General features: G+C 65.7%; 29 protein-coding genes, 2 tRNA genes and 1 pseudogene. 19 read left to right on the top strand and 13 right to left on the bottom strand.

Annotated elements, in window-relative coordinates:
* Window positions 1-21 precede the first annotated feature (21 nt).
* Window positions 22-639 (top strand): glutathione S-transferase family protein, encoded by a 618-nt coding sequence (locus tag AC58D2_RS11820; protein WP_497390510.1) that lies wholly within the window; start codon window positions 22-24, stop codon window positions 637-639.
* 19 nt (window positions 640-658) lie between these two features.
* Complete coding sequence (locus AC58D2_RS11815) at window positions 659-1,252, top strand: VOC family protein (protein ID WP_497390508.1); 594 nt, start codon at window positions 659-661, stop codon at window positions 1,250-1,252.
* Between the two features lie 71 nt (window positions 1,253-1,323).
* On the opposite strand, the gene AC58D2_RS11810 is transcribed toward AC58D2_RS11815, so the two are convergent.
* The 3 genes from AC58D2_RS11810 to ygfZ are packed head-to-tail and all read right to left on the bottom strand — an operon-like array spanning window position 1,324 to window position 3,289.
* Entirely contained in the window at window positions 1,324-1,896 is a 573-nt protein-coding gene (locus AC58D2_RS11810) for a retropepsin-like aspartic protease family protein (RefSeq protein ID WP_497390506.1), read from the bottom strand.
* A gap of 23 nt (window positions 1,897-1,919) precedes the next feature.
* Window positions 1,920-2,528: a hypothetical protein gene (locus tag AC58D2_RS11805; RefSeq protein WP_497390504.1), complete on the bottom strand. Its 609-nt coding sequence runs from the start codon at window positions 2,526-2,528 to the stop codon at window positions 1,920-1,922.
* A gap of 32 nt (window positions 2,529-2,560) precedes the next feature.
* Window positions 2,561-3,289 (bottom strand): CAF17-like 4Fe-4S cluster assembly/insertion protein YgfZ, encoded by a 729-nt coding sequence (gene ygfZ / locus AC58D2_RS11800; RefSeq protein WP_497390502.1) that lies wholly within the window; start codon window positions 3,287-3,289, stop codon window positions 2,561-2,563.
* A gap of 153 nt (window positions 3,290-3,442) precedes the next feature.
* Between ygfZ and pyrC the strand changes: the two genes are divergently transcribed.
* From pyrC to AC58D2_RS11750, 10 genes are all read left to right on the top strand, one after another.
* Complete coding sequence (pyrC, locus tag AC58D2_RS11795; RefSeq protein ID WP_497390500.1) at window positions 3,443-4,468, top strand: dihydroorotase; 1,026 nt, start codon at window positions 3,443-3,445, stop codon at window positions 4,466-4,468.
* Window positions 4,469-4,675: 207 nt separating this feature from the next.
* The gene (hslV, locus tag AC58D2_RS11790) at window positions 4,676-5,236 is read left to right on the top strand and encodes an ATP-dependent protease subunit HslV (RefSeq protein ID WP_497390498.1); all 561 of its coding nucleotides are present in this window, start codon (window positions 4,676-4,678) and stop codon (window positions 5,234-5,236) included.
* A gap of 4 nt (window positions 5,237-5,240) precedes the next feature.
* A complete protein-coding gene (hslU, locus tag AC58D2_RS11785) occupies window positions 5,241-6,542 on the top strand; it encodes an ATP-dependent protease ATPase subunit HslU (protein ID WP_497390496.1) in 1,302 nt (433 codons plus the stop codon).
* A gap of 144 nt (window positions 6,543-6,686) precedes the next feature.
* Window positions 6,687-7,523, top strand: a complete 837-nt coding sequence (locus AC58D2_RS11780) for a helix-turn-helix domain-containing protein (protein WP_497390494.1) — start codon at window positions 6,687-6,689, stop codon at window positions 7,521-7,523.
* 129 nt (window positions 7,524-7,652) lie between these two features.
* On the top strand, window positions 7,653-8,573 hold the full coding sequence (locus tag AC58D2_RS11775; RefSeq protein WP_497390492.1) for a tetratricopeptide repeat protein: 921 nt from the start codon (window positions 7,653-7,655) through the stop codon (window positions 8,571-8,573).
* A complete protein-coding gene (gene tilS / locus AC58D2_RS11770) occupies window positions 8,527-9,531 on the top strand; it encodes a tRNA lysidine(34) synthetase TilS (RefSeq protein ID WP_497390490.1) in 1,005 nt (334 codons plus the stop codon). The genes AC58D2_RS11775 and tilS overlap by 47 nt, the downstream gene beginning before the upstream one ends.
* Before the next feature lie 92 nt (window positions 9,532-9,623).
* Window positions 9,624-11,567, top strand: coding sequence for an ATP-dependent zinc metalloprotease FtsH (ftsH, locus tag AC58D2_RS11765; protein ID WP_497390487.1), 1,944 nt, complete (start codon window positions 9,624-9,626; stop codon window positions 11,565-11,567).
* Between the two features lie 79 nt (window positions 11,568-11,646).
* Window positions 11,647-11,970, top strand: a complete 324-nt coding sequence (locus tag AC58D2_RS11760) for a hypothetical protein (RefSeq protein WP_497390485.1) — start codon at window positions 11,647-11,649, stop codon at window positions 11,968-11,970.
* A gap of 37 nt (window positions 11,971-12,007) precedes the next feature.
* Complete coding sequence (locus AC58D2_RS11755; protein ID WP_497390483.1) at window positions 12,008-12,481, top strand: hypothetical protein; 474 nt, start codon at window positions 12,008-12,010, stop codon at window positions 12,479-12,481.
* Window positions 12,482-12,503: 22 nt separating this feature from the next.
* On the top strand, window positions 12,504-13,106 hold the full coding sequence (locus AC58D2_RS11750) for a DUF3800 domain-containing protein (protein WP_497390481.1): 603 nt from the start codon (window positions 12,504-12,506) through the stop codon (window positions 13,104-13,106).
* A gap of 73 nt (window positions 13,107-13,179) precedes the next feature.
* On the opposite strand, the gene rpoZ is transcribed toward AC58D2_RS11750, so the two are convergent.
* Entirely contained in the window at window positions 13,180-13,524 is a 345-nt protein-coding gene (gene rpoZ, locus AC58D2_RS11745) for a DNA-directed RNA polymerase subunit omega (RefSeq protein WP_497390479.1), read from the bottom strand.
* A gap of 134 nt (window positions 13,525-13,658) precedes the next feature.
* On the opposite strand from rpoZ, the gene AC58D2_RS11740 reads away from it, so the two are divergent.
* Window positions 13,659-14,852, top strand: coding sequence for a phospholipase D-like domain-containing protein (locus tag AC58D2_RS11740; RefSeq protein WP_497390477.1), 1,194 nt, complete (start codon window positions 13,659-13,661; stop codon window positions 14,850-14,852).
* Here AC58D2_RS11740 and AC58D2_RS11735 read toward each other — a convergent pair whose 3' ends face one another.
* Complete coding sequence (locus tag AC58D2_RS11735; protein WP_497390996.1) at window positions 14,853-15,437, bottom strand: class I SAM-dependent methyltransferase; 585 nt, start codon at window positions 15,435-15,437, stop codon at window positions 14,853-14,855.
* A 240-nt stretch (window positions 15,438-15,677) separates the two neighbouring features.
* Between AC58D2_RS11735 and AC58D2_RS11730 the strand changes: the two genes are divergently transcribed.
* Window positions 15,678-16,949 (top strand): MFS transporter, encoded by a 1,272-nt coding sequence (locus AC58D2_RS11730; RefSeq protein WP_497390475.1) that lies wholly within the window; start codon window positions 15,678-15,680, stop codon window positions 16,947-16,949.
* Window positions 16,950-16,960: 11 nt separating this feature from the next.
* Here the strand turns inward: AC58D2_RS11730 and AC58D2_RS11725 are convergent, their stop codons facing one another.
* Complete coding sequence (locus tag AC58D2_RS11725; protein ID WP_497390473.1) at window positions 16,961-19,288, bottom strand: CDC48 family AAA ATPase; 2,328 nt, start codon at window positions 19,286-19,288, stop codon at window positions 16,961-16,963.
* 153 nt (window positions 19,289-19,441) lie between these two features.
* Here AC58D2_RS11725 and AC58D2_RS11720 point away from each other — a divergent pair, with 153 nt between their 5' ends.
* Both AC58D2_RS11720 and AC58D2_RS11715 read left to right on the top strand, forming a co-directional pair.
* Window positions 19,442-20,320, top strand: a complete 879-nt coding sequence (locus AC58D2_RS11720) for a LysR substrate-binding domain-containing protein (RefSeq protein WP_497390471.1) — start codon at window positions 19,442-19,444, stop codon at window positions 20,318-20,320.
* 62 nt (window positions 20,321-20,382) lie between these two features.
* Window positions 20,383-20,760, top strand: coding sequence for a hypothetical protein (locus AC58D2_RS11715; RefSeq protein ID WP_497390469.1), 378 nt, complete (start codon window positions 20,383-20,385; stop codon window positions 20,758-20,760).
* A gap of 30 nt (window positions 20,761-20,790) precedes the next feature.
* Here AC58D2_RS11715 and AC58D2_RS11710 read toward each other — a convergent pair.
* Window positions 20,791-20,865, bottom strand: a tRNA-Thr gene (locus AC58D2_RS11710).
* Window positions 20,866-20,946: 81 nt separating this feature from the next.
* Between AC58D2_RS11710 and AC58D2_RS11705 the strand changes: the two genes are divergently transcribed.
* Window positions 20,947-21,111: a hypothetical protein gene (locus tag AC58D2_RS11705; RefSeq protein ID WP_497390467.1), complete on the top strand. Its 165-nt coding sequence runs from the start codon at window positions 20,947-20,949 to the stop codon at window positions 21,109-21,111.
* On the opposite strand, the gene AC58D2_RS11700 is transcribed toward AC58D2_RS11705, so the two are convergent.
* Window positions 21,101-21,415: a DUF1905 domain-containing protein gene (locus AC58D2_RS11700; protein ID WP_497390465.1), complete on the bottom strand. Its 315-nt coding sequence runs from the start codon at window positions 21,413-21,415 to the stop codon at window positions 21,101-21,103. The two genes, AC58D2_RS11705 and AC58D2_RS11700, sit on opposite strands and share 11 nt — an antisense overlap.
* Window positions 21,415-22,422 (bottom strand): peptidylprolyl isomerase, encoded by a 1,008-nt coding sequence (locus AC58D2_RS11695; RefSeq protein WP_497390463.1) that lies wholly within the window; start codon window positions 22,420-22,422, stop codon window positions 21,415-21,417. The genes AC58D2_RS11700 and AC58D2_RS11695 overlap by 1 nt, the downstream gene beginning before the upstream one ends.
* Before the next feature lie 77 nt (window positions 22,423-22,499).
* On the opposite strand from AC58D2_RS11695, the gene AC58D2_RS11690 reads away from it, so the two are divergent.
* A tRNA-Ser gene (locus AC58D2_RS11690) sits at window positions 22,500-22,590 on the top strand.
* A 635-nt stretch (window positions 22,591-23,225) separates the two neighbouring features.
* On the opposite strand, the gene AC58D2_RS11685 is transcribed toward AC58D2_RS11690, so the two are convergent.
* Genes AC58D2_RS11685 through AC58D2_RS11675 form a run of 3 tightly spaced genes read right to left on the bottom strand, consistent with a single transcriptional unit; the run spans window position 23,226 to window position 25,839 of the window.
* Window positions 23,226-24,887 carry a recombinase family protein gene (locus AC58D2_RS11685; protein ID WP_497390461.1) on the bottom strand — a complete coding sequence of 554 codons (1,662 nt, stop codon included), beginning with the start codon at window positions 24,885-24,887 and terminating at the stop codon, window positions 23,226-23,228.
* Entirely contained in the window at window positions 24,884-25,306 is a 423-nt protein-coding gene (locus tag AC58D2_RS11680; RefSeq protein WP_082635098.1) for a DUF2924 domain-containing protein, read from the bottom strand. The genes AC58D2_RS11685 and AC58D2_RS11680 overlap by 4 nt, the downstream gene beginning before the upstream one ends.
* A complete protein-coding gene (locus AC58D2_RS11675; protein ID WP_062062891.1) occupies window positions 25,303-25,839 on the bottom strand; it encodes a DUF3489 domain-containing protein in 537 nt (178 codons plus the stop codon). The genes AC58D2_RS11680 and AC58D2_RS11675 overlap by 4 nt, the downstream gene beginning before the upstream one ends.
* 141 nt (window positions 25,840-25,980) lie before the next feature.
* Between AC58D2_RS11675 and AC58D2_RS11670 the strand changes: the two genes are divergently transcribed.
* A complete protein-coding gene (locus AC58D2_RS11670; RefSeq protein WP_062062894.1) occupies window positions 25,981-26,286 on the top strand; it encodes a hypothetical protein in 306 nt (101 codons plus the stop codon).
* A 96-nt stretch (window positions 26,287-26,382) separates the two neighbouring features.
* On the opposite strand, the pseudogene AC58D2_RS11665 reads toward AC58D2_RS11670, so the two are convergent.
* Window positions 26,383-26,505, bottom strand: a pseudogene (locus AC58D2_RS11665) (IS5 family transposase); the annotation flags it as partial.

Genomic DNA, 26,505 nt, shown 5'->3' with positions numbered 1-26,505 from the left:
AGAATCACTGAGAGGATGACCATGAGATTCTATAATTCGGTCGGCCCCAATCCCCGCGTCGTGACACTGTTCATGGCGGAAAAGGGAATCGAGCTGCCACAGGTCGAGATCGACCTGCGCGGCGGCGAGAACCGGCGCGCGCCCTACAACAGCGAGGTCAATCCCGCGGGCCAGACCCCCGCGCTCGAACTCGATGACGGCTCGGTGCTGACCGAGGTCACCGCGATCTGCGAATATCTCGAGGAACGCTTCCCCGACCCGGCGCTGATCGGGAACACGGCGGAAGAACGCGCGACGACGCGCATGTGGACGCGCCGCGTCGACCTCAAGATTTGCGAGCCACTGACCAACGGCTTCCGCTTTGCGGAGGGCCTGCCGCTGTTCGAACCGCGGATGCGCTGCTTGCCGGAGGCGGCGGAGGGACTGAAGGCGGTGGCCCAGGACGGGCTGAAATGGCTCGACCCGCTGATCGCCGACCGCGAGTTCGTCGCCGGCGACCGGCTGACTCTCGCCGACATCATGCTCTTCGCATTCCTCGATTTCGGCGCGGGCGTCGGCCAGCCGCTCGACCCCGAAAACAAGAATATCCTGCGCTGGTACCAGGGCATGAAAGCCCGGCCCGGCGCCAATCCCGACTAAGACGCAAAGGAGACGGACGATGGCAGAAGCAAACAAGGAATTCGAATTTTGCGGGGTCAACCACCTCGCACTCGTGTGCAAGGATATGGCCAGGACGGTCGAATTCTACCGCGACATTCTCGGCATGCCGCTGACCAAGACGATCGACCTTCCCGGCAATCGCGGACAGCATTTCTTCTTCGACATCGGGAATGGCGACAGCCTGGCCTTTTTCTGGTTCGATGGTGCGCCCGAAGCGGCGCCGGGGATTTCGGCGCCCGAAGCGCTGCCGACGCAGGGCAATTTCATGTCGGCGCACGGATCGATGAACCATATCGCGATCAACGTGCCCGCCGAACGGTTCGATGAATATTACGACCGCCTCGTCGAAAAGGGCGTCAAGGTCACCAAGATCCTGAACCACGACAATTCGCCGACGCAATCGTCGGCAGAGATGAACGACGATGTCTTCGTGCGCTCGGTCTATTTCTTCGATCCCGACGGCGTGTGCCTCGAATTCGCGGCATGGACCAAGGTATTCGACGAAAGCGACGTCGCGCACGACCCGGTCCGCGCGGACGGAACGAAGGTCGAAGGCATGATCACCGGCCGGACGCCGGTTCCGGCCGAATAATCTTCTCCTCTCGAGAAGACACTCGGGACCCGGCGTTCGCGCCGGGTCTTTTTTCATGCGCGGCGGACTAACTAGCGCAGCGTCATCGTGTCGCCTTCGACGTTGACCCCGGAAAGCCGGGACAAATAGCTCTGCCCAAGCAGCGAGACCCCCATGTCGGCATCGAGCACCGCGGCCTGCACGCCGCGGACCTCGATCCCGTTCACGTCGATGCTGTCCAGCATCACCGGCCGTACAGGCACCAGCCCGCCCGCGGTGTTGGCGCTCCCGCCGATCGGCAGCGCATCGACGTCGATGCCGATCGCCTCGGCGTCGCCGCGGGTCAGCGCGACGATCGACGCGCCGCTGTCGACCATCATGCGGACGTCGGCCCCGTCGATCGTGGCATTGGCATAGAAATGCGAATCCCCCGACCGGCCGAGCCTCACTTCGCCCGCGGCTCCACGTGCGCGGCCCGGCGCGGACGACCAGCCGCCGTGGCGGCGCTTTTCCGTCGTCCAATTGCCATGGTCGCCGCTCCGTGCGACGCCGCTCTCGACGGCATTCATGCTCGTGGAGCGGCCGGCGATACCCGCCATGCCGACCGATACGACCGCGATCACCGCGGCGAGTCCCAGGAAGCGCCCCAACATGGTGCCGGCCATACCGGAGTCTGGTTGGCGTTCGGTTAAGCCGGCGTTTCGACGAAGGCACGCCATTGCGGCGTACCGCCGCGCATCGAATAGACGATACGCGCACAGAACCACGGTCGTCCCGAAGCATTGTCGGCCTCCGCCGCCGTCTGCGGCCATCCCGCGCCCGGTGACGCCCAGCACGCAAGCGCCTCTGCCTCGGGTCGCGCTGCCATCTCGGCGCGATCGGCGGGCGAATAGCTTTCCGGAACACGCCAGCCAAAGATCCGGCGCACCGCGGGTGCTCCCGGGGTGACGAACGGTGCAAAGGCGCCGCAGCGATCCGCAAGCAGCGCCTCGACCGCCTGCCGGTCGCGCGCGCCAAGCCAGCGCCCACCGAGCAATGGCCGCCAGCGTTCGGGATCGCGCGATCGCAGCGCGCCGAACAACGCGTCCGCCGCGGCCTCGAACCGCGTCAGCCAGGGTGAAGCAGCGGCCAGATCGGCGAGCGGCGACGGTGCGGCGTTCTCGGGCGGCACCACATAGCCGGGCACGATGACCGACGGCACCTCTGCCCGCGCCGGCGCAGGGGCCGGCTCGCACGCTTGCCCCGCTCCCGCCGCGCTCGCGGCAGCAAAGGCCAGTAAGGTGGGGAAGCCAGGCATGATGCCAATACTAGCACGTCCCGCTGTCCGCGTCATGAACCGGTCGCGGCGATCCCCTCGCGCAGCCAGCCCGGCGCCTCGCCCAGGTCGATGGCCTCGACGCGCCGATGCTCGACCGACCAGCCCAGGTCGGGATAGGCGATCACCTGCCTCGTCTCGTCGGCGTCGGCGACCGGCACGACGACCAACCGCCGATTGACCTTCTGCCGCCAGTTCATCCGCGCCGTATTCTCCTGACCGACATAGCAGCCCTTGGAAAAACTCACGCCGTTCAGCTCGATCGCATTGCATTCGAGCCACAGCGTCGTGCCATCGCCGAGTTCGGCGCGGCCTTCGGTGACGCCCCGCGCCAGCCGATGCGCGCGCCAGTCGGCATCGACGCCTTCGCCCTCGTCTGCCGGGCCGAGCCAGCGCTGTCCGAGTGCGGCAAGCCGCGGGTCGGGAGCGCCCAGGTCGCCTTCGGGCGCCCAATGCACCGCCAGCGCCTCTTCGCGTTCGATCGCGATCGCGCGGCGCAGGCGATAGAGGGACAGACGCTTGATCAGGGCATCGGCGGCGTCGCGCTCGCAATCGATCAGCAGGTCCGCCTCATCGCCCCAGATCAGGAAATCGAACAGCACTTTCCCCTGCGCGGTCAGCAGCGCCGCCCATACCGGCAGGCTGCCCGAGACATCGTTGGTCACTAATCCTTGCAGGAAGCCGCGGACATCCTCGCCCGACAGGCGGACGAGGGCACGATCGTTGAGGGTGGTATTGGCCATGGTGAGAAAGAAATAGGGCGACGGCGCGACAAGTTGAAGCCCCTCCCGCTTGCGGGAGGGGTTTGGGGTGGGCCTCGCCCCCGAGTTCGGCTAAGCGCCGCAACGGACTCGCCCACCCCCGACCCCTCCCGCAAGCGGGAGGGGGGAGAAGATATGACCGACCGTCTTACCATCCGCCGCCCCGACGACTGGCATGTTCACCTGCGCGACGGCGCGATGCTCGCGCATGTCGCACCCTATACGGCGCGCCAGTTCGCGCGCGCGATCGTGATGCCGAACCTTTCGCCCCCGGTGACGAGCGTCGAACAGGGCATCGCCTATCGCGAGCGGATCGAGGCCGCGGTGCCCGCCGAACTCGACTTCACTCCGCTGATCGTCGCCTATCTGACCGACCACAGCGACGCGGACGAAATGGCGCGCGGGCACGAAGAGGGCGTGTTCACCGCGGCGAAACTCTACCCCGCGCACGCGACGACGGGCAGCGCGCATGGCGTCACCGACGTCGCGAACATCATGGGCGTGCTCGAACGCATGGCCGACATCGGCATGCCCCTTCTCATCCACGGCGAAGTCACGGACACGCACGTCGACATCTTCGATCGCGAAGCGGTGTTCATCGAACGAACGCTCGCGCCGCTCGTCGCGCGGCTGCCCGAACTCAAGATCGTCTTCGAGCATATCACCACCGCAGAGGCCACGCAGTTCGTCGCCGATGCGCCCGCGAACGTCGCCGCGACGATCACGCCCCAGCACCTGCACATCAACCGCAACGCGATGCTCGTCGGCGGCATCCGACCGCACGCCTATTGCCTGCCCGTCGCCAAGCGCGAGGCGCACCGCCTTGCGGTACGCGCCGCCGCGACCTCGGGCTCGCCCAAATTCTTTCTCGGCACCGACAGCGCCCCGCACGAGGTCCACACGAAGGAGGCATCCTGCGGCTGCGCGGGCATCTTCAACGCGCCCTATGCGCTCGAATCCTATCTCGCGGCGTTCGACGCCGATGGCGCGCTCGACAAGTTCGAGGGTTTTGCCAGCGAGCATGGACCGCGCTTCTATGGTCTGCCGCTCAATCGCGGGACTATCACGCTCGAACGCGCCGACACGCAGGTTCCGGACCGCATCGGCGAGATCGTCCCCTTCCACGCTGGCGAAACGCTGGGGTGGAGGCTGCTCGCATAGGAAGGCGCGCGTAGATATTCCCCTCCCGCTTGCGGGAGGGGAAGCGAGACTTGCGAACTTGTTCGCTAGTCGCAGCGGGGTGGGCCAAGGCAACGTCGCTGCCCACCCCCAACCCCTCCCGCAAGCGGGAGGGGAGAAGAGCCGCTACTCGCATAGGCGCTTGCCCCGCCCTTGCGGCGCCAAGCCCCCTCCCCCATATCGCGCGGCATGAGCGAACAGACCAGCGCCGCGCCGTGGCACGGCACCACCATCCTGACCGCCCGCACGCCCGAGAAGGTCGTCGTCATCGGCGACGGCCAGGTGTCGATGGGCCAGACGATCATGAAACCCAATGCGCGCAAGGTGCGCCGCCTGCACGACGGCAGCGTCATCGGCGGCTTCGCGGGCGCCACCGCCGATGCCTTCACCCTCTTCGAGCGGCTCGAGGCAAAGCTCGAACGGCACAACGGACAATTGCTGCGCGCCGCGGTCGAACTGGCGAAGGACTGGCGCACCGATAAATATCTGCGCAACCTCGAAGCGATGATGATCGTCGCCGACAAGGAGGTGACGCTCGTCATCACCGGCAATGGCGACGTGCTCGAACCCCAGGGCGGCATCGCCGCGATCGGATCGGGCGGCAATTACGCACTGTCGGCGGCGCGCGCGCTTGCTGATTATGAAAAGGATCCGGAGGTGCTGGCAACGAAGGCGATGGCGATCGCTGCCGATATCTGCGTCTACACCAACGACCAGACCACCCTCGAAATCATCGACATCCAGGCCTGACCCCATGAACAAAGACTTGACCCCCAAGGCGATCGTCGCCGCGCTCGATACGCACATCATCGGCCAGGACGCCGCCAAGCGCGCGGTCGCGGTCGCGCTGCGCAACCGCTGGCGCCGCCAGCAGCTCGCGCCCGACCTGCGCGACGAGGTAAGCCCCAAGAACATCCTGATGATCGGCCCCACCGGCTGCGGCAAGACCGAGATTTCGCGCCGCCTCGCCAAGCTCGCCGACGCGCCCTTCATCAAGATCGAGGCGACCAAGTTCACCGAGGTCGGCTATGTCGGCCGCGACGTCGAACAGATTGCGCGCGACCTGGTCGAGGAAGCGGTGCGGCTCGAAAAGGACCGCCGCCGCGAAGCGGTGCGCGGCGCCGCTGAGGATGCGGCGATGGAGCGCCTGCTCGACGCGCTGACCGGCAAGGGCGCGAGCGAGGCGACGCGCGAGAGTTTCCGCCAGCGCATCCGCGAGGGTCATCTCGACGACAAGGAGGTCGAGATCGAGGTCGCCGACGCGCCGAGCATGAACTTCGAGCTGCCCGGCCAGCCAGGTCAGATGAGCATGATCAACCTGTCGGACATGCTCGGCAAGGCGATGGGCGGCCCGCCCAGGAAGCGCCGCAAGCTGACCGTTCACGAAGCCGCGACGCGCCTGATCGAAGAGGAGCAGGAAAAGCGCCTCGACCAGGACGATGTCGCGCGCGTCGCGCTCGCCGATGCCGAAGCCAACGGGATCGTCTTTCTCGACGAGATCGACAAGATCGCGGTGAGCGACGTGCGCGGCGGTTCGGTAAGCCGCGAAGGCGTCCAGCGCGACCTGCTGCCGTTGATCGAGGGCACGACCGTCGCGACCAAATATGGCCCGATGAAAACCGACCATGTCCTCTTCATCGCGAGCGGCGCGTTCCACGTCGCCAAACCGTCGGATCTGCTGCCCGAGTTGCAGGGCCGCCTGCCGATCCGCGTCGAACTCGGCGCGCTCAGCGAGGAGGATTTCGTCCGCATCCTGACCGAGACGAAGGCCGGCCTTCCCGAACAATATGCCGCGCTGATCGCGACCGAAGGCGTCACGCTCGATTTCCAGCCCGAGGCGATCGCGCGCGTCGCGAAGCTCGCGGCGGAGGTCAATGAAAAGGTCGAGAATATCGGTGCCCGCCGTCTCCAGACGATGATGGAGCGGCTGGTCGAGGAGATCAGCTTCACCGCAGAGGATCGCGGCGGCGAAACGCTGACCGTCGATGCCGCCTATGTCGACAGCCAGCTGGCCGACGTAGTCGGCGACACCGACCTCAGCAAATATGTGCTCTGACCCGCGTCGGGGCCGCCGCCGGCGATCCGGCGTCATTTCCTTCGATCGTTCGCCGAACTTCATTTGACTCGGCCGCACGGTCGATGCGAAGAATGCCTCCGGCACGGTCCCGATGGGTTGCAGGCGACCGGCACGGAGACAGTAATGGCAGACGAAATGGTCGCCGATCAGGGCGAACTGGCGATTACGCGCACCGGCGACAAGCTCAGGCTTGCGCGCGAAGCGGCGGGGTTGTCGCTCGCCGACGTCGCGTCGCGGACGCGGATCACCCAGCGCCATCTCGAGGCGATCGAGAAGTCCGATTTTTCCGAACTGCCCGGTCGCACCTATGTCACGGGCTTCGCGCGCGCCTATGCCCGCGCGGTCGAGCTGCCCGAGGCCGAGATCGGCGCCGCGGTGCGCCGCGAGCTCGAGGAAGAGGATTATGCCGCGCGCCCGGCTTATGAGGCCTATGAGCCGACCGACCCGGCGCGCCTGCCCACCGCCCGCCTCGCCTGGACCCTCGCGATCGTCGCCGCCCTGCTCGTTTCGGCTTATGGCGTCTGGCGCTTCCTGTCGGTCGAGCCCGACGACGCGCTGATCGCCGCGCAGAATGCCGACGCCGACGCGTCGGAAGCCCCCGCGGCCACCGCCGATGCCCCCGCAGCCACGGCAAAGGGTGCCGCGGGGCCGGTCGCGCCCGACGCGCCGGTCGTATTGACCGGCCTGTCGGAAGTCTGGATCGGCTTCGACGATGCCACCGGCAAGACCGAAAACTGGCGGACGCTGGACCCCGGCGAAACCTATGAAGTGCCCCCCGCCTATATTCGGCAGTTCACGTTGCGGACCAGCATTCCGCAAGCGATCAAGGTGACCGTCGGCGGCCGCGACGTCGGGCAGATCGGACCCGCCGATACGCTGGTAAAGGGGATTTCGTTGAAGCCCGCCGACCTGCTCGCACAGGGTGGCAGCGGCGACGGAACCGGCGCGCCGGCGCGCTGATCGCGCGAGATTCCGTCACAATCGGGCTTTTTACAGGCGCAGCGCACCGAAAGGGGTTTGCGCTCGCGGCCTTCGCGGCGTTATGGAACCCCCTGATGGTTAATGGTGGGGGCTGACAGAAGGATGGCGATGCGACAGATTTTGGTGCGGGGAACGGCCGCGGTCGCTTTGATGGCGGCGATTTCGCCGGCCCAGGCACAGGACAATGCGATCGACAAGCGCGTCGAGCGGCTCGAAAAGGAAATGCGCGCGGTCCAGCGCAGTGTCTTTCCGGGGGGCAGCCCGGCCTTCTTCGAAGGCGAAATCGCGCCCGACAACACGCCCGGCGAGCGGGTGAAGAGCGCCGCACCGGTGATCGACCTGACCGCGCGCGTCGACGCCCTCGAAGCCCAGCTGCGCTCGCTGACCGGCCAGAGCGAGCAGAATGCCTATCAGCTTCGCGAGCTGGAAAAGTCCTTCACCGCCTACAAGGCCGAAATGGACAAGCGGTTCGCCGCGCCCGCCGCCGCCGATACGGCTCTCGTTCCCGCGGTGAAGCCGACTACGACCGCTGCGGCCCCCGCGACCACGCCCGCCCGGAAACCGGCGGAAAAGCCCGCCGCCTCGGGCGGCGATGCCGACCGGCTTGCGCTCGTGAAAAAGGTCGAGATCCCCTCGACCGGCAACGAGGTCGAGGATGCCTACACCTATGGCTTCCGCCTGTGGGACGCGAAACTCTATCCGGAGGCCGAGGCGCAGCTCAAGCAGGTGGTCACCAAATGGCCGCAGAATAATTGGGCGAGCTATGCGCAAAACCTGCTCGGCCGCGCCTATCTCGACGAAGGCAAGCCCAGCCTCGCCGCGGTGGCCTTCTACAATAATTACAAGGATCGGCCGAGCGGGCCGCGCGCCCCGCACAGCCTGATGTACATGGGGGTCGCCCTCACCAAGCTCGGGCGCAAGGCCGACGCCTGCAAGGCGTTCCGCGAGCTTGACGAGGTTTATGGCGACAAGGCGCCACAGGATGTTCGCGATGATGCCGCCGCGGCAAAAACAAAAGCCGGCTGCTGAGGGCGACGCGGTCGAGCGCTTCGGCGCCGCCCTCGCCGCGCTCGCCGGCCCGGACTGGCAGCACGCCCATTATGGCGTCGCGGTCTCGGGCGGTCCCGACAGCATGGCCCTGCTCTGGCTGATGACCTCGCTGCTGCCCGGACAGGTGCAGGCGGCGACGGTCGATCATGGCCTGCGCGCCGGATCGGCGGACGAGGCGCGGATGGTCGCGGGGTTTTGCGCCCGCGAACATATCCCGCACAGCATCCTTCATCCGCCCGCCCCGATCGCCGGATCGCTTCAGGCTGCGGCGCGCGCCGAACGCTACCGCCTGCTCGATCAATGGCGCGAAGCCCATGCGATCGACCATATCGTGACCGCGCACCATGCCGACGATCAGCTCGAAACCATGATTATGCGGCTGAACCGCAGCAGTGGCGTCGGCGGCCTCGCCGGCGTGCGCGGCCGCAATGGCGCGGTGCTGCGTCCGCTGCTCGGCTGGCGTCGCGACACGCTGACCGCGCTGGCATTGGATGCGGATCTGCCGATCGTCGACGACCCGTCGAACAGCGATGCCCGCTTCGACCGGGCCCGGTTGCGCAAGGCGCTCGTTTCGCAGACCATTCTCGACCCACAGGCGGTCGCGCGCTCGGCCCATTGCCTTTCGGAAGCCGACGCCGCGATCGACTGGGCGGTGGAACGGGCCATCGCGGCGTGGCCCGACGCCGCCGATCCGTCGGTGATCCGCGACGAAGCCTATCCGGCGGAGATTTTCCGCCGGGTGGTAGCACGCCGCCTTCACGCCAACGACCCGCGCCTCGCGCTGCGCGGCCACGCCCTCGACGGCGTGATCGCCGCGATGAAGGCGGGCAAGCGCGCGATGGTCGGCGCGCTCCTGGTCGACGCGGCAAAAGGCGGCGGCGGGTCGATGTGGCGCATCTCCGCCGCGCCTCGCCGAAAAAGCCGCGATCGGGCATAAGCCCTCATTGTCATTTAACCGGAACATCCTATCTTGAGCCAAAGAGTCGCGGCGTGTCGCGACCCATATGTGCGCAATTGGAAAGTTTCCGCATGCAGGACGACAAGGAACCGCAGGGCAATCCCTGGATGAAGAGCGTGATGATCTGGAGCGGCATCCTGCTTGCCATGCTCCTCGTCGCCTCGATGTTCGGCGGCGCTGCGCAGCCGGCGGGGGAAACCCTCGCCTATTCCGAATTCCGGCAAAAGGTCGAAGAAGGCAGCGTCAAGCAGGTCGTCCTGTCCGACGATCGCGTCACCGGCGAACTGTCGAACGGCGACCGCTTCACCGCGAATGTCGTCCGCGATCCCGAACTGCTCAAGCTGCTCAACGACAATGGCGTCAAATATGACGGAAAGCCGACGGAAACCGGCAATATCTGGATGTATTTGCTTATCCAGTCGCTGCCTTTCCTGCTGATCCTCGGTATCGCCTTCTTCGTGTTCCGACAGGTTCAGAAGAATAATGGTTCGGGCGCGATGGGTTTCGGCAAATCGCGCGCCAAGATGCTGACCGAAAAACAGGGCCGCGTGACCTTCGACGACGTCGCCGGGATCGACGAGGCGCGCGAGGAACTCCAGGAAATCGTCGAATTCCTCAAGGACCCGACCAAATTCTCGAAGCTCGGCGGCCAGATTCCGAAGGGCGCGCTGCTCGTCGGTTCGCCCGGCACCGGCAAGACGCTGCTCGCCCGCGCGATCGCGGGGGAGGCCGGCGTTCCCTTTTTCACCATCTCGGGCTCCGACTTCGTCGAAATGTTCGTCGGCGTCGGCGCCAGCCGCGTCCGCGACATGTTCGAACAGGCGAAGCGCAACGCGCCGTGCATCGTCTTCATCGACGAGATCGACGCGGTGGGCCGCCACCGCGGCGCCGGGCTCGGCAATGGCAATGACGAGCGCGAACAGACGCTGAACCAGCTGCTCGTCGAAATGGACGGGTTCGAGGCGAACGAGGGTATCATCATCGTCGCCGCGACCAACCGCCCCGACGTGCTCGACCCCGCATTGCTGCGCCCGGGCCGTTTCGACCGCCAGGTCGTCGTGCCGCGCCCCGACATCGAGGGACGCCACAAGATCCTCGAGGTGCATACGCGCAAGAAGCCGCTGGCCCCCGACGTCGACCTGCGCCGCATCGCACGCGGCACCCCGGGCTTCTCGGGCGCCGACCTCGCCAACCTCGCCAACGAGGCGGCGCTGCTCGCGGCGCGCAAGGGCAAGCGCCTGATCGCCTCGAACGAGTTCGAGGAAGCCAAGGACAAGGTGCTGATGGGCGCCGAGCGGCGCTCGATGGTGATGACCGAGGACGAGAAGAAGGCGACCGCCTATCACGAGGCCGGCCATGCGCTCGTGTCGATCCACGTCGAACATAACGACCCGCTGCACAAGGTGACGATCATCCCGCGCGGGCGCGCGCTCGGCGTCACCTGGAACCTGCCCGAACGCGATCGTTTCTCGATGAGCATGAAACAGATGAAGGCGCGGCTTGCGCTCTGTTTCGGCGGCCGCATCGCCGAACAGCTGATCTATGGCAAGGAAGAGCTGAACACCGGCGCGTCGAACGACATCCAGCAGGCGACCGACATGGCGCGCTCGATGGTCATGGAATATGGCATGTCCGAAAAGCTCGGCTGGCTGCGCTACCGCGACAATCAGGACGAGGTTTTCCTGGGTCACAGCGTCTCGCGGGCGCAGAATATGTCAGAGGAAACCGCGCGCCTGATCGACGCCGAAGTCCGCCGCCTCGTCGAAGAGGGCGAGGGTGTCGCGCGCCAGGTGCTGACCGACCATCTCGACGAGCTGCATCTGCTCGCCGGGGCGCTGCTCGAATATGAAACGCTGTCGGGCGAAGAGGCGCGCCGCGCCATCGCGGGCGAGGATATCGGCCGCGACGACGATCATGGCAAGGCTGCGAATCCCGTCCAGGGTCATGCCGGCGGCCTGCCGCAGATCAAGCGCAAGCCGCGCCCGTTCGGCGGCCCCAACCCGCAGGGCGCCTGACATTCCGGCAAGGGGGGCATGCCCGGGCGCCGGGGCGCGGATAGCCCCTGCCCTGTTTGCCGGACTCTTGCTGTGCGGCATGGCCCCCGGCGACATGAGCGTCGCGGCCTTTCTCGCCCGCGCCAACAACGTCATGCGCCTCGGCCCGCTCGCGGCGGCGACGCCGGAGGCCTATCGGCTCAAGAATGAAGTGATCGCGACCGCCAAACGGTACAAGGCGCGGATCGACGCGCAGCAGCGCGCTGGCCACAAGACCTCGAGCTGCCCGCCCGACACCGGAACGCTGACGCCAGAGGAATGGCTCGCCCATCTCAACAGCTACCCGGCCAGCGTGCGCGGCAAGCTGTCGGTCTATCGCGCGTTCGATGCGCTGATGAAGAAACGCTATCCCTGCCCGTCCTGATGCGCCACTATGGTGGCCGGACCAGTGGGAGATCGCCATGAAACTTCGTCTTTTTCTTGCCGCAAGCCTGTTGCTCGCAGGGGCGGCACCCGCAACCGCGCAGGACGGCAGCGCGCTGACCATCAAGACCGAACTTGAAAAGCTGACCCCGGGGGCCGATGGCGCGGCACCCGCGAAAACCTACGTCGATCCCGGCACCGTCGTCCCTGGCGACCGCATCCGCTACACGCTGACCTTCCATAACAAGGGGACCCGGCCCGCCGCGGGAGTCAATCTGGTCGATCCGATCCCCGATGGCATCCTGTTCGAGGAAAGCGCCGATCCCGAAGGCTTCGCTGTCTCGGTAGACGGCGGCAAGAGTTTCGGGCCGCTCGCGACCGCTACGGTCGCCTCGGACGGCGCCGTGCGCGCGGCCACCCCGGCCGACGTCACCCATGTCCGCTGGCAACTCGCGGCGCCGGTGCCGGCGGGCGGCAGCCACTCGGTCGCCTTCTTCGGTCGCGTCAAGTAGCGACGCGCGAAAGAGCGGACCCATGACGATCTATTGCGATGAATCGGGCGGGCTCAACGCGGGCGCGATGACCTTTGCCGCGGTGATGCTGACCCCCGAAACGGCGGCGTCGATCCACGCACGCTTTCGCGCCGTCACCGGCCTGCGCGGCGAACTCAAGGGCAGCCGCATCAGCCTGACCGAACGCGCCTACCTGCTCGAGCTGTTCGATCGCGCCGGCGGACGCGCCTGGGTCGCCACCGCCGACAGTGCGAAGGTCAAGGGGACGGGCGACGGCACGGTCACCGACCTCGAACTCTATGCCGCGCTGCTCGACAGCGCGATCGGCCACTGGCTGCCCGAAACCGGCGGCGTCTGCTCCGACGTGGTGATCGACGACGGGCGTTATGATCCCGCGATCCTGGGCCGCGTCCGCGACGCGATCCAGGCCGGGCTCGCCGGGTGGGGCACCGCATCGCTCGCCGACAGCCGCCGCAGCGAGGGCGTCCAGATCGCCGATGTCGTCGCGAACAGCTGCTACAATATCGCTGCGCATTCGCCGCGCGCGCGGCGGATCGGGATCATCCTCGAACCGATGCTCGCCTCACGCGCGATCCGCATCGCCGAACTGACCGGCCTCGCCTGAATCAGGGACCGGCGGCCACACAAAAAAGGCCGCGGTTTCCCGCGGCCCCTTTGTCGTCATTGTCCTCGACAAATCAGTCGAAATCGCCCCCTCCACTCGCCGGGCTGCGCGGCGGAGCGGCGGCAGTGAGGCGAAGCGCCTCGGCCGAACGGCTGATCGAGCTGATTTCGTCGGGCGTATCATCATCGTCGATGACCACTTTTTGCAGCGAACCGACGAGCGAATCGTCCAGATCCTGCGGGCGGATCGTCTGTTCGGCAATTTCGCGCAGCGCGACGACAGGATTCTTGTCGCGGTCGCGATCGATCGTCAGCTCCGAGCCGCCCGAGATTTCACGAGCGCGGTGGGCCGAAAGCAGCACCAGATCGAAGCGGTTGGAAACTTTGTCGACACAATCTTCGACGGTAACGCGAGCCATGATAATTCCTTGATTGCGGGAGAGGCCGTTTGCGGACGGCTTGCCAAGCGCTGCGCGCTAGCAGGGAGGGTGTGGAATGTCAATGTAAGCGCCGGGCTTGCCCGGAACAAGAGGCCGCGCCTATGGCGGGGGAGATGACGACATCCGCCGCTCCCGCCTCCCCGGCCGACCCCTGGACGGCAAGCGTGGCCGACCACGACCTGGAGTTGGTGTTCGACGGCGCACAGCGGCTCGAAAGGCTTCGCGCGCTGGTCGACGGCGCGACCCGCAGCATCGACATCGTCATGTATATCTTCGATGACGACCCGGCCGGACGCGAAATCGTCGACCGCCTCGTCGCCGCCGCGCGTCGCGGCGTCTGCGTACGGGCGGTGATCGACAGTTTCGGATCGTCGGACACGCCCGACAGCCTGTTCGCGCCGTTACGCGATGCCGGCGGCGCCGTAACCTTCTTTTCGCGGCGCTGGCGATCGAGCTACCTGATCCGCAACCATCAGAAACTCATCCTGATCGACCGGCGCGTCGCCGTAACCGGCGGCTTCAACATCGCGCGCGACTATCTGAGCGCCCCGCGCGGCGATTGCTGGTTCGACCTCGGTTTGATCGTCGAGGGCCCGAGCGTCGCGCAGGCGGTTCGCTGGTTCGAGCAAATTCACGCCTATGCGCTGAACAGCGACGGCAAATTACTCATACTACGCCGCATGATCCGCGAATGGCCAGCGGAGAACGGCGCGATGACCTGGCTCGTCGGCGGCCCGACACAGCGCCTTTCGCCTTGGGCGCGCGCCGTGCGCGGCGATCTGGAAGGTGCAATGCGCCTCGACATGGCGATGGCCTATTTCTCACCCGGCCAGGGTATGTTGAGGCGACTTGGCCGCGTTGCACGACAGGGGCGCGCGCGCTTTGTTATGGCGGGCAAATCGGACAATGCCGCGACGATCGGCGCCTCCCGCCTGCTGTACGGCTATCTGCTGCGAAAGCAGGCAGAAATATGGGAATATCGCCCCTGCAGGCTGCACATGAAGCTGATCGTCATCGACCATGTCACATATATCGGCTCGGCCAATTTCGACGCGCGCAGCCTGTTCGTGAATGTCGAGATCATGCTGCGCATCGCCGATGCCGATTTCGCCGCGCGGATGCGCGCCTTCGTCGCCGGGCTCGAGGATCAATGCGAGGTCGTGACCCAACAGACGCACCGGGCGCGCGCCGGATTGCTCACGCGCCTGCGCTGGGCGCTGGCGTGGTTCGTCGTCGGCGTTGCGGACTATACGGTATCGCGTCGGCTCAATTTCGGACTCGCCGAGCCCGATCTCGAAGCGATCTGATCAATCCTTCCAGCCCCAGAACAGGAAACAGGGCGGGACGTTGACCCATTCGAACGCGTCGTCGATGCGCTCGAAATGCGTCGCGAGGAAATCACGCGCGCGGGCCCGGAACTGATAGACCAGAAACGCGCCGCCCGGGCGCAAAACACGATGGGTCGCCGACGCGATCGCCGGACCAACGCCCGCGGGCAGGGTCGAAAACGGCAGGCCCGACAGCACATAATCGGCGTGGTCGAAGCCGTGCGCGCGCACGATCTCCTCGACATCCGCGGCCGACCCGTGGACGGCCACGAAACGGCTGTCGCGGATATCCTTCTTCAGATAGTCGATGAAATCCTCGTTTGTGTCGATCGCGATCAGCGTCGCGTCGCCCGCAAGGCGCTCGAGCACCGGGCGGCAAAAGGTGCCGACGCCGGGGCCATATTCGACGAACAGCTTCGTATTCTTCCAGTCCACCGGGCGCAGCATGTGGCGGATCAAGGTCGGCGAGGACGGCACGATCGACCCGACCATCACCGGGTGCTTGATGAAGCCGCGGACGAACATGCCCCACGGTCCGAAAATGCGTTTCAGCCGTTCGCGCATCCGGCGGGACGTCGCGATCTTCGATTCTTGGGCCTGGGCCCGCGGATTGGTCATGATGGCTTTCGCGTTGTTGCGGTTCATGAATGCGTGGCAAAAAGGACGCCGCCACGCAAGAAAAGAGTCACGCTTGACGCTGGACACGCGTCGCCCGGTCTGTAGGGAGAGGCGCAGGCACGACGACCGGAGCCGGCGGGAGGGACTGAATTGTCGACGATATCGCGCTCGATTCCCTCCGACCGCATGGCCGTCCTTTTCGCGATCATGCTCGTCGCCGCGGCAGGCAACACCGCGATGCAATCGATCCTGCCGGCGATCGGAGCAAAGCTGCACATCCCCGACGTATGGGTCAGCCTGGCCTTCAGCTGGTCGGCGCTGCTGTGGGTGCTCACCGCGCCGCACTGGGCGCGCCAGTCGGACAAGCGCGGGCGCCGCGCGCTCATGGCGCTGGGCATTGTCGGCTTCCTGTCGTCGATGGCGCTGTGCGGGCTGACGCTCTGGTCGGGCCTTTCGGGCTGGCTCGCAGCGGGTCCGACCTTCATCCTCTTCGCGCTGTTTCGCAGCCTCTATGGCTCGCTCGGATCGGCGGCGCCGCCCGCAGTGCAGGCCTATGTCGCGGCGCGCACCGACCCCGACGAACGTACACAGGCGCTTTCGCTCGTCTCGTCCTCTTTCGGCCTCGGCACCGTGATCGGCCCCGCGGTCGCACCCTTCTTCATCCTCCCCGTCCTCGGGCTGTCGGGTCCGCTGATCGTCTTTGCGCTGATCGGCATCGTCGTGCTCGTCATGCTGCGCTGGCGCCTGCCCAACGACACTCCGCGCTTCGCCGCCCGTGGGTCGATCGCGCCCTATCCAACCTCGGGCACCACCGACCCGGCGCGCAGCGACGACGAAGAGGATGACGAAGGTGCGCCGCACCCGCCGCTGCGCTGGACCGACGGCCGGGTAAGACCGTGGCTGCTTGCCGGCCTCTTCGGCGGCCAGGCGCAGGCGATGATGCTCGGGGTGATCGGGTTCCTCATCCTCGACCGCCTGCATCTGCGCTCCAACCCCGACGAAGGGGCCGCAATCACGGGAATCGTGCTGATGGCGGGCGCCTTTGCCACCCTGCTGGCGCAATGGGGCCTGATTCCGCTGCTCAAGCTGACGCCGCGCACGACGGTGCTCGTGGGCGCTGCGCTCGGTGCGATCGGCGCGGTTATGACGGGACTTTCGCAGGATCTCCACGCGATCGTGATCGGTTTCGCAACCGGCTCGCTCGGCTTCGGCCTGTTCCGGCCCGGCTTCACGGCCGGGGCATCGCTATCGGTGCCGCGGCGCGATCAGGGTGCCGTCGCGGGAATGACCGCGTCGATCAACGGATCGGCCTATATCATCTCGCCGGCGATCGGCGTGCTGCTCTACAATTGGCATGCGATGGTCGCTTACGGTCTCATGGCGGCCTTTTGCACCTGGCTCGTCGCTTGGGGCTGGTCCGCGCTGCGGCAGGACCAGCCCGCAAGCGACAGGCGATAGCACCGCCGGTATCAACCGCTCGGTTCGTCCTCGCCATGCTTCTGGTCGCGGACGGGCTTCAGCATCCCGGGCGCGAAAAAGCCGATCGGGTCGACGCTCATCGCCTTCTGCTTGATCTCCCCCTGGATCTTTTCATAGTCGCGCTCCATCGCCTCGGTAACCGAAGCGCGGGTATCTTTCAGCGCGGCCTCGAAATCGTCCATCGTCACCGTATCGCTCTGCATCGAGCGCTTGAGCGCCGCGAGACCGGCGCGGCGGACCAGATCCTCGAGGTCGGCGCCCGTAAAGCGATCGGTCCGCTTTGCGAGCACCTCCAGGTCGACATCGCCGGCAAGCGGCATCCTGCCCGTGTGGATTTCCAATATCCGCTTTCGGCCGCCGGCATCGGGAACGGTCACATAGATGAGCTCGTCGAGACGCCCCGGCCGGAGCAACGCCGGATCGATCAGGTTGGGGCGGTTCGTGGCGCCGATCACGACCACCGATTGCATCTCCTCGATCCCGTCCATCTCCGCAAGGATCGTGTTGACCACGCGCTCGGTCACCTGTGGTTCGCCCGATGTTCCGCTGCCGCGCGCGGGCACCAGGCTGTCGAGTTCGTCGATGAAGATGATCGTCGGCGCGACCGCCCGCGCCCGCGCGAACATGCGCGCGATCTGCTGCTCGCTCTCGCCATACCATTTGGAAAGCAGGTCCGACGATTTGATCGCGATGAAATTCGCGTCGGATTCGCGCGCCGCCGCCTTGGCCAGCAGCGTCTTGCCTGTGCCCGGCGGGCCATAGAGCAGGAAACCCTTGGCCGGGCGAATACCGAGCCGGCGGAACGCTTCGGGATGTTTGAGCGGAAGTTCGATGCCTTCGACCATCTTGTCGCGCGCGGCATCGAGGCCGCCAATGTCGCTCCATCGCGTTTTCGGGGCCTGCACCATCACTTCGCGCATCGCCGATGGCTGGACCCGTTTGAGCGCGTTCAGAAAATCGTCGCGCGTGACGCTCAACTCGTCGAGTACGTCGGGCGGGATCGTTCCCTCCGCGAGATTGAGCTTGGGCATGATGCGCCGCACCGCCTCGATCGCGGCCTCGCGCGTCAGCGCCGCGACGTCCGCACCGACGAAACCAAAGGTCGTGCGCGCCAGTTCGGCCAGGTCGACATCGCTCGCCAGCGGCATACCGCGCGTGTGGATGCCCAATATCTCGCGCCGCCCGCTTTCATCGGGGACGCCGATCACGATCTCGCGATCGAAGCGGCCGGGGCGGCGTAGCGCCTCGTCGACCGCATCGGGGCGATTGGTCGCTGCGATCACGACAAGGTTGGTCCGCGGTTCGAGCCCGTCCATCAGCGTCAGCAGTTGCGCGACGAGGCGCTTTTCGGCCTCGCCCGTCACCTGTCCGCGCTTGGGCGCGATCGAGTCGATCTCGTCGATGAACAGAATCGACGGCGCGGCCTTTGCCGCCTGTTCAAAGATTTCGCGAAGTCGTTTTTCGGACTCGCCATAGGCGCTGCCCATGATCTCCGGCCCGTTGATCAGGAAGAATTGCGCGTCGCTTTCGTTCGCGACCGCCCGGGCGAGGCGCGTCTTGCCGGTTCCCGGCGGGCCGTGCAACAGCACCCCGCGCGGCGGGTCGACACCCAGGCGGCGGAACAGTTCGGGATAGCGCAGCGGCAATTCGACCATCTCGCGTAGCTGGTCGATCGTCTCGCCCAGTCCGCCCAGATCGTCGTAGGTGACGTCGGTGCGCCGCGCATCCTGCGGCTCCTGATATTCGGCGAGCAGTTCGACCTCGGTATTCTCGTCGATCGTCACGACACCTTTCGGGGCGGCCGAGACGACGATCAGGCGCACCTCGGCGAGCGCATAGGCTGGGGCGTTGAGCATCTGGCGAAGCTGCGGCGGCATGTCGCCGGCGGGAAGCCGCTGCTGCCCCGCGGTCGCCACCGTGTCGCCGGGCAGAAGCGGGCGGCCGAAGAAGCTGCGCTTCAGCGCATTGGCCGAACCCTGAAGCCTCAGATTCTGTTGTGCGGGCGCAAAGACGACCCGCGTCGCGGGCCGCGTCTCGACCCGGCTCAGCGCCACCATGTCGCCCGCACCGGCTCCTGCGTTGGCCCGCAACAGGCCGTCGAGGCGAATGACGCTGAGCCCTTCGTCCTCGGCATAGGGGGCCATCACGCGCGACACCGTTTCCCGCTTGCCGGTGATCTGGATCGCGTCGCCCTCGGTCACGCCCAGCTCGGCCATCGCCGCTCGCGGAATGCGCGCGATGCCGCCACCGCTTTCCTCGGCCCTGGCATTCGCGACCTGCAACTTGACTTGTTTTTCTTTAACCGGTGCATCGGCCAAGGCGTGTCTCCCGCAAAATGGTCAGAATGCCGAAGATAGGGGCCGCGTTCCCGATTTTCGAGCCCCCGGGGGCAAGCGCGATTTATACCGCAGCGCACAAAAGTATCTGGCGCGCCGTCCATAGCCATGTCATCATCGTCCGCTGGAACGATCATGGCACGCCTCCCTCCCCTCAGCAGCATGGAAGCCTTCCTCGAAGTCGCGCGTCACGGGACCGTGAAGGCCGCAGCGAGCGAGCTCGGCCTGTCGATGCCGGCGCTGTCGCGTCGTATCCAGACGCTCGAGCACGCCGTCGGGCGGCCGCTGTTCAATCGCCACCATCATGGCCTCAAGCTCACCGAAGCGGGACGGTCGCTACAGGAACAGCTTGCGCCGCTGCTTGACGATTTGCGCGGCGTCATCGTCAATATCGGCAGCCCGGACGCGTCGCTGCGCCTGCATCTCAATGTCTTGCCGCTGTTCGCGCAGCAGCGCCTTTTCCCGCGCCTGCCCGCGCTGCGGCGCCAGCATCCCGAACTTCATATCGACATCGACACGCTGTCGCACGGCGAAGCGCGGCTTGGCGAAGGGATCGATGCGGCGATTGCGCTCGCGCGCGCGATCGACCCCGCACTTTATGCCGCACGGCTCGATCAGGACAAGGTTTTCCCGATCGCGTCGAAAGACCTCATCGACGGCGAACGGCCGATTACGGTACCAGAGCAGATCCAGCGCATGACGATCCTGCTCCACCGCGAGATGCCCGAAACCTTTGCCGAATGGAAAAATGCGATCGGCATGCCCTATCTTGAACCCGCGGGAATCGATTTCTTCGATTCGGGGCCGCTGATGCTCGAGGCGGCGGCTCAGGGGATCGGCGTCGCCTTCATGCACGGGCATCATTTCGACGACGCACAGGACCAGCGGCTCGTGCGGCTATTCGATTTCGACGTCGACAGCCCGTACAGCTATTGGTTCGTCTGCCGCCCGCGGGCGCTGCGCCAGCCGGCGGTCAAGCTGTTCCACGACTGGTTGCTGTCCGAACGCATCTGACGGGGGTTCAGCGACGGTTCAGTGCCGCCCGGCAACTTGGGACCCCAGACCGGAGCCGACCGATGCGCCTTTTCACCCTGCCCCTCATCCTGGCTGCCCTTCCGGCGACAGCGCACGCGCAATTCATTGCCGGGCCAGCCCCGGGCGGCGTGCCGATGCCCGGGATCTCCGACCACGGGACGATGACCACCGCGCCCTCGGTCGACCGTGACATCGACACGTTGCGCGACCGCATCCGCGCGGGGCGCAACAGCGGCGAATTATCGAAGCGCGAGGCGCGCGGATTGAAGCGCGAGGCGGGGATGATCGGCACGCTGGCTGACCGCTATGCCGCCGACGGCCTCTCCGATTCCGAACGCCGCGAACTCGATACGCGCATCGAGGTCCAGCGCGCCGCGGCGGCAGCGCAGCGCCTTCGGGGTCGCAGCAGGACACCCTGACCGCCTGAAGTCCGTCGCCTTTGGGGATAATGGTGCTGCTGGAGAGGATTGAACTCTCGACCTCACCCTTACCAAGGGTGCGCTCTACCACTGAGCTACAGCAGCGTCCGGGCCGACCGCAGGCGGATTGCCTCGGGGCAGGCGCGGCCTATGGCGGCGCGCCCTGCCGCTGTCAAGGCGCGAGGCTTGACGGGGCCGAGATTTCGCGAGAATGACGACGCGGTGAGCAAGCCCCCGTCCCCCGCCGAACTCGAACGCGAGCGCCGTCTCGCCGAAGCGCTGCGCGCCAACCTGCGCAAGCGCAAGGCGCAAGCGCGCGAGGCGCGGTCCGACACGCCGGCTAAAGACTGACGATCACGCGCACCGGGTCGCCTTCGGCCAGCCCTTCGGCCTTGCGCACCGCCGCCTTCACGGGAAGCAGCCAGCCCCCGCTTTCGCGGTGCGGAAACACCGATGTCTTCCATATCGTATCACCGATGCGTGCCGCGACCCGCGCCGATCCGAAGCCGCGCCGTCCGTCGAGCCACTGTCCCGAGATCGCGGCGAGTCGAATCCCGTCCGCCGCGTCCCCCGCGATGGTCAGGAAATACCACGCCGCCGGTCCGTTCGCCGAGCGCCAGCGCCACAGCGGCGTGGTGACGGCGAACTCTTCCACTATTTCGACGCCACCGCCCGCACCGGCACCGGAATGTTGCAGATATCGGCGCCGCCGGCGGGATGGATGAAAAAGGGGTCGCGGCGGTTTTGCCGCGCGTCGGCGTAACGGGCAAAGCTGTCGCTCTCGGTCGACAGATATTCGAAGGCCGGCCGCCCGGATTGGGGCAGGTCGCTCGCCAGCCGCACCGAGGCGATCGGCACGCGCTGCGCCGGATCCTCGTAGAAGCCGAGCGGACCGGTCCCGCGCGGCAGGCTCGACAGATACTCGATCCCGCTCACGACGCGCCCGATCAGCGCGATGTTGCGGTCGAGATGGCGCGGCGCATGGCCGATGACCGCGTAGAGTTCCGCCCCCGAGCCGGTGTCGGGCGACAGGTTGCGGCCGACGCCTACCATACCATAGCAGTGGACGGGCCAGAAGCTGTCGAGGCCGATGCTCGCGATCGGCCAGCCCTCCGCGAAGCCAACGCGGCCGGCGTAGATGTCCTGATCCTTGTCGATCACCGGCGGCGGAACCGGCAGGTCACGCCGCTCGGGATGTTTGGCGCGATAGGCCCTGGCGTCAATTCTCCATATGTCCGAAAACGATGGGGCGGTCGCCGACGTATATTCGCTCTCCGGCACCGTCGCCAAACCCTCGGGCAGCGGCTTCGCCTTCGCCGCGTCCTCGCCATCGGGGTCGCCCCATTGCGCGACATAATTGTCCTGCACCCGCGTGATCGCCGTGCCGTCCCACCAATGCGCCGCGGCGAGCTTGCGGATATTGCCGATCCAGCCCTCGCTGAACGGCGGAGGCATGAGTTGAATGACGACGCGACGCGGCTTGCCCGCGGCATCGGGGGCGAGGTCCATCACCAGCAGGTCCGATGACGCGATGGGCACCCACTCCTCCGCTTTCGCGGCGTCGACGATCTGTCCCGGCGACGGCGCCGGCGCCGTCTCTTCGGCATGAACGGGAAGCAGGAGCGCGGCGGCCGCGGTCGCGGCAAGGAACAGATGTCTCATCGCGCCTGTCTGCCACGCCCAACCCGCTTGCGAAAGCCCCGCCAAGCGATTAGGGCGCCCCTTCCAGAGCAAGATGCGGAGCGGTGGCCGAGTGGTCGAAGGCGCTCGCCTGGAAAGTGAGTATACGGCAAAACCGTATCGAGGGTTCGAATCCCTCCCGCTCCGCCACACATAAGTCATTGATATAGAATGATTTTTGCTCTTGCCGAAAGGCGCGCGGTTCCGCGCCATTTGGGAAGGCGGCCCGGTCTGCGGAGAGCGAATCTGGAGCAATATCTGGTCGCTCTGGCGGCTTTTTCTCCGTCGTCCATTTCGGCAGTACGGAGTGGCCGATGCGATGGTGCATCATGCGCGTGATCGCAGGAGGCCCCCGATCCACCAGAGATGGTAATCTTGTAGCGGTTGTTGCAGGCTGCAGGAATTCTCTCGGTACGGACTTATTGCCTGGCAGGAGGTCTGCGACACAGACCGGACTGAACGATGTCGGGTCATTTTATCGCGTGATTTCCGAGGGTTACATGACTCCAGTCTGGCGTTTCGAATCTCTTTCCCTCCGCCACACATAAGTCGTTGATACAGAGCGATTTTCTTTCCCGCCGAAAGGCGCGCGGTTCCGCGCCATTTGGAGAGGTGGCCCGGTCTGCAGAGAGCAGATGGAGCGCAGGATTCGAGCGGTCAGGCGGCTTTTTCTCTGTCGCCCAATTTGGCAGTACGGAGTGAGGGTGCCGCATGGCGTGCTCGCGTTGGTCCTGCAACGCAAAGCGGCGCCGAAGCGCCGTTGGTATCGTGATGGATGGATACCGTCACATCCCGAACAGGGCGATCTGCTCGTCCCAGTCGATCGGCAGACTGGCGGTGCGTAATGATGTCGCGCTGACCGATGCAGGCTGGGTCCCGGCGAGGATGGCCTTGACGATCGAGGGCGCGAGAAAGTTCAGCCGGACGAGGCGCGATACCCAGGAGTCATTGACCTTTTCCTCGCGGGCGATTGTGGCGATGTCGATCGTGCCGGTCTGAAGCTGTTGCCACCACCCTCGCCCCTTGCGCAGCAACTCGACGAGGCCGGGATCGGGCCTGTCCTGTAAGACCGGTCGGCCATCACGCTGAACCAGCCGGATGGCTCGGCCGGTGTGGGTCAGGCGAACCGGCGAGGTGAGCGGGATCGAGGTCTGTGTATCTGCCGGATGCTCTACAGCCAGAGTTGTGCATAGCGTCGTGACTGACAGCTCAACCGATATCTCGCGTGCTTGGACGGCGACCTTTGCTACAAGATCGCGGATCGTATCGCGCTGCTTGCCGCGGATGGAAGTGGCAAGCTGTTCGGCCTGTTTGAGGATCATACGCAGACGATCGCTTTCGAGCGGTATCCCTGCTTGCGCGAGCAGGGCCAGCGGATCATCGAGCGCCTCGGCCAGAAGCTGGCTGACGGCTGCCTCGATCTCCAGCGCTGGTATTCGTAGGCCGTCGGTCGACCTTGCGTCTGGATCATGCTGGAGCGACCGGCTCACATAGTAACGATAGCGGACCTTCCCCTTGCAGGCATGGACAGCAACCAGCGGTTCGCCGTGCTGATCGAAGACGCGGCCCGCAAGCAGGCTGGGCGACTGTGCCGTGCCGCCTGACCTCTCACCCTGCAGATTGGCGGCAAGCATCCGCTGGACGCTGTCCCAGGTTGCACGATCGATGATCGCCTCATGTTTTCCGGCATGGACCTGCCCCTTGTGATGGATCTCGCCGATGTAGATCGGATTGGAGAGGAGCTTATAGATCTGCCCCCGGGTGAACGGACGGCCACCTATCGCCCTCCCGGTCGTGGCAATGCGCTCAGGAGCAATGATACCTTCGCGGGTCAGTTCGCAGGCAACCAGGCGAACATTCCCCAGATCGAGGTAACGCGCGAAGAGGTGTCGGACGATTTCGGCATGCTCTTCGACGATCGCCAGCGTCCTGCCATCGGGCTTGTAGCCAAGCGGCGGGTTGCCACCCATCCACATGCCACGCGCCTTGGATGCGGCGATCTTGTCGCGGATGCGTTCTGCGGTGACCTCGCGTTCGAACTGGGCGAAGGAGAGCAGCATGTTGAGCGTGAGCCGGCCCATGCTGTTGGTCGTGTTGAACGACTGGGTCACCGAGACGAAGGATACGTTCGCCTTGTCGAAGGCCTCGACCAGCTTCGCGAAGTCCAGCAGCGAGCGGCTCAGCCGGTCGACCTTGTAGACGATCACGATGTCGATCCTGCCGGCCTCGATGTCCTTCATCAGCCGCTGCAGCGCTGGCCGTTCCAGCGTTCCACCCGACAGCCCGCCGTCATCATACTCATCGGGTAGCAGCGTCCAGCCTTCGGACGCCTGGCTGAGGATATAGGCGGCGCAGGCCTCGCGCTGCGCATGGAGTGAGTTGAAGTCCTGCTCAAGACCCTCCTCGCTCGATTTTCGCGTGTAGATCGCGCAGCGGATTTTCTTCATGCCGCTGCCTTTCGCTGTTTGAGGCCAAAGAAGGCAGGACCCGACCAGCGCGTACCGGTGATGGCGCGGGCTACCTCGCTGAGGCTTTTCCAGCGCTGCCCGTTCCACTGGATCGCGCCGGTATCATCGACCGTGACGACATGCACTTTGCCCTGCCATTCGCGGACCAGCCGCAGGCCGGGCGCGAGCGGCATCGCACGCGGGCGAGCATCACCCGATCCTTCCAGCTGCAGTCGGACAGAGCGCGACAGGCCACCCTTTGCCCTGGCCTGTATCTCGTAGCCCAAAGCAAGCCGCAGCATGGCAACGCTGAGTCGAGGCACCGGACGACCGGTGAGTTTTGCCCACCGGGCCTGTAGCTTGCTGCGGGACATGTCCGCGATGTCCCGCAGCGCTTGATCGACACCGGCCACGATCATACCTCCGCCGCGATGCGGTAGCAGGTCGTATCTCCGCGTTTGTCCTTCGCGATGCTATGGCCCTTCTTCCGGAGGCCGGTCAGCGCGGCGCGGGTGGTGTGGGGCAACCAGCCAGTGGCCGCGATCATCTCGTCGAGCGTGGCGCCCTCATCGCGCCGAAGGAGTGACAGCACCGTGCCAATCTTGCTGACCGGGCGGGATGAAGGTTCAGATTCGGGACGCGACTTCTCCCCGGGTTCTTCGGGCGACCGAGCTTCTCCTTCGTCCTGACCTGCGCCAATGGCGGCTCGGCCAGCGGCAGTGATCTGCACATCAATCAGCTGGTTCTTGTCTGCCGGCCACAGATCGCTGATATCCGAAGCATCGGCTTTCGCCGCCAGGCCGCGCCGGAGAAGGGATTTGATAGCCTTGTCAACTGCGGGTGTACGTTCGCCGATGCTGTCCGGTGGCGGCAGCAAACTGCCGTCGTCGCGCTGTGAAGCGGTCGACAGAAGGATGAGTTGAAGGTCGTTGAGGCGTAGGGTTTTGGTCATGGATGGTGCTCCTGCTTCGGAGCGGCAGCGCGCCGCTCCCACCACCCGAAGCCCCGCCGGTCATGCCGGTCGGGGTAGCGGCCGATCTGACCGGCCGCGATTCAGTGATGACAGTAATGCTTCGTTCCTCCGTGAAGTCGAATGGAATATGCGAATACGCTGCAAAAGCTGGATCTGGACTTCGTCGATCCTCTGCGGCTTCGTCGGACCATGTCCGAAGACGCCGAAGCCTGCCGCGCGATTATCCGCCGATTGTTCTATCTTGTCACGATCGCCGCCGAAGACGCGGCGGCAGTGGCGGTCGAGGGACAGTCCAGGAGATTGTCGCCCGATCAAGCGAGGGCTTACGCAGCCAGGTTTCGGGAAATGGGCATAAGGATCGAAATCCTCTCGTCGGCAATTACAGAATTAATTGACGGCGTTGGAAAAGATGATGAGACCACCTGATTACTGCGACTGTCGGGCTATAGGGACTGACCGGCAAGTTCGGTTGCCAGGAAGGCTTAAACCAGCCCTTTGCGTTCAGCCACATTTTGACGAAGACTAGGCTTCGTGGACAAAGGGTATCCAGAGTTTAACTGAGGCGAGCGCGACGAAGCCGAGGTAGGATTCCTTGGTTTTGTCGTAGCGGGTGGCGACCCTGCGCCAATTCTTGAGTTTGTTGAA

The sequence above is a fragment of the Sphingopyxis sp. CR5 genome, from assembly GCF_059693785.1.
This window is presented reverse-complemented; position numbering and strand designations above follow the sequence as displayed.

Coding starts and splice junctions, on each gene's coding strand:
- tilS (WP_497390490.1), top strand. CDS start 8,527: ATGTTCGCGATGATGCCGCCGCGGCAAAAACAAAAGCCGGCTGCTGAG.
- pyrC (WP_497390500.1), top strand. CDS start 3,443: ATGACCGACCGTCTTACCATCCGCCGCCCCGACGACTGGCATGTTCAC.
- rpoZ (WP_497390479.1), bottom strand. CDS start 13,524: ATGGCTCGCGTTACCGTCGAAGATTGTGTCGACAAAGTTTCCAACCGC.
- AC58D2_RS11820 (WP_497390510.1), top strand. CDS start 22: ATGAGATTCTATAATTCGGTCGGCCCCAATCCCCGCGTCGTGACACTG.
- AC58D2_RS11760 (WP_497390485.1), top strand. CDS start 11,647: ATGGCCCCCGGCGACATGAGCGTCGCGGCCTTTCTCGCCCGCGCCAAC.
- AC58D2_RS11775 (WP_497390492.1), top strand. CDS start 7,653: ATGCGACAGATTTTGGTGCGGGGAACGGCCGCGGTCGCTTTGATGGCG.
- AC58D2_RS11685 (WP_497390461.1), bottom strand. CDS start 24,887: ATGAAGAAAATCCGCTGCGCGATCTACACGCGAAAATCGAGCGAGGAG.
- ygfZ (WP_497390502.1), bottom strand. CDS start 3,289: ATGGCCAATACCACCCTCAACGATCGTGCCCTCGTCCGCCTGTCGGGC.
- AC58D2_RS11810 (WP_497390506.1), bottom strand. CDS start 1,896: ATGGCCGGCACCATGTTGGGGCGCTTCCTGGGACTCGCCGCGGTGATC.
- AC58D2_RS11680 (WP_082635098.1), bottom strand. CDS start 25,306: ATGATCGTGGCCGGTGTCGATCAAGCGCTGCGGGACATCGCGGACATG.
- hslU (WP_497390496.1), top strand. CDS start 5,241: ATGAACAAAGACTTGACCCCCAAGGCGATCGTCGCCGCGCTCGATACG.
- AC58D2_RS11740 (WP_497390477.1), top strand. CDS start 13,659: ATGACGACATCCGCCGCTCCCGCCTCCCCGGCCGACCCCTGGACGGCA.
- AC58D2_RS11805 (WP_497390504.1), bottom strand. CDS start 2,528: ATGCCTGGCTTCCCCACCTTACTGGCCTTTGCTGCCGCGAGCGCGGCG.
- AC58D2_RS11755 (WP_497390483.1), top strand. CDS start 12,008: ATGAAACTTCGTCTTTTTCTTGCCGCAAGCCTGTTGCTCGCAGGGGCG.
- AC58D2_RS11730 (WP_497390475.1), top strand. CDS start 15,678: ATGGCCGTCCTTTTCGCGATCATGCTCGTCGCCGCGGCAGGCAACACC.
- ftsH (WP_497390487.1), top strand. CDS start 9,624: ATGCAGGACGACAAGGAACCGCAGGGCAATCCCTGGATGAAGAGCGTG.
- AC58D2_RS11695 (WP_497390463.1), bottom strand. CDS start 22,422: ATGAGACATCTGTTCCTTGCCGCGACCGCGGCCGCCGCGCTCCTGCTT.
- AC58D2_RS11670 (WP_062062894.1), top strand. CDS start 25,981: ATGGAATATGCGAATACGCTGCAAAAGCTGGATCTGGACTTCGTCGAT.
- AC58D2_RS11675 (WP_062062891.1), bottom strand. CDS start 25,839: ATGACCAAAACCCTACGCCTCAACGACCTTCAACTCATCCTTCTGTCG.
- AC58D2_RS11735 (WP_497390996.1), bottom strand. CDS start 15,437: ATGCGCGAACGGCTGAAACGCATTTTCGGACCGTGGGGCATGTTCGTC.
- AC58D2_RS11815 (WP_497390508.1), top strand. CDS start 659: ATGGCAGAAGCAAACAAGGAATTCGAATTTTGCGGGGTCAACCACCTC.
- AC58D2_RS11750 (WP_497390481.1), top strand. CDS start 12,504: ATGACGATCTATTGCGATGAATCGGGCGGGCTCAACGCGGGCGCGATG.
- hslV (WP_497390498.1), top strand. CDS start 4,676: ATGAGCGAACAGACCAGCGCCGCGCCGTGGCACGGCACCACCATCCTG.
- AC58D2_RS11780 (WP_497390494.1), top strand. CDS start 6,687: ATGGCAGACGAAATGGTCGCCGATCAGGGCGAACTGGCGATTACGCGC.
- AC58D2_RS11720 (WP_497390471.1), top strand. CDS start 19,442: ATGGCACGCCTCCCTCCCCTCAGCAGCATGGAAGCCTTCCTCGAAGTC.
- AC58D2_RS11715 (WP_497390469.1), top strand. CDS start 20,383: ATGCGCCTTTTCACCCTGCCCCTCATCCTGGCTGCCCTTCCGGCGACA.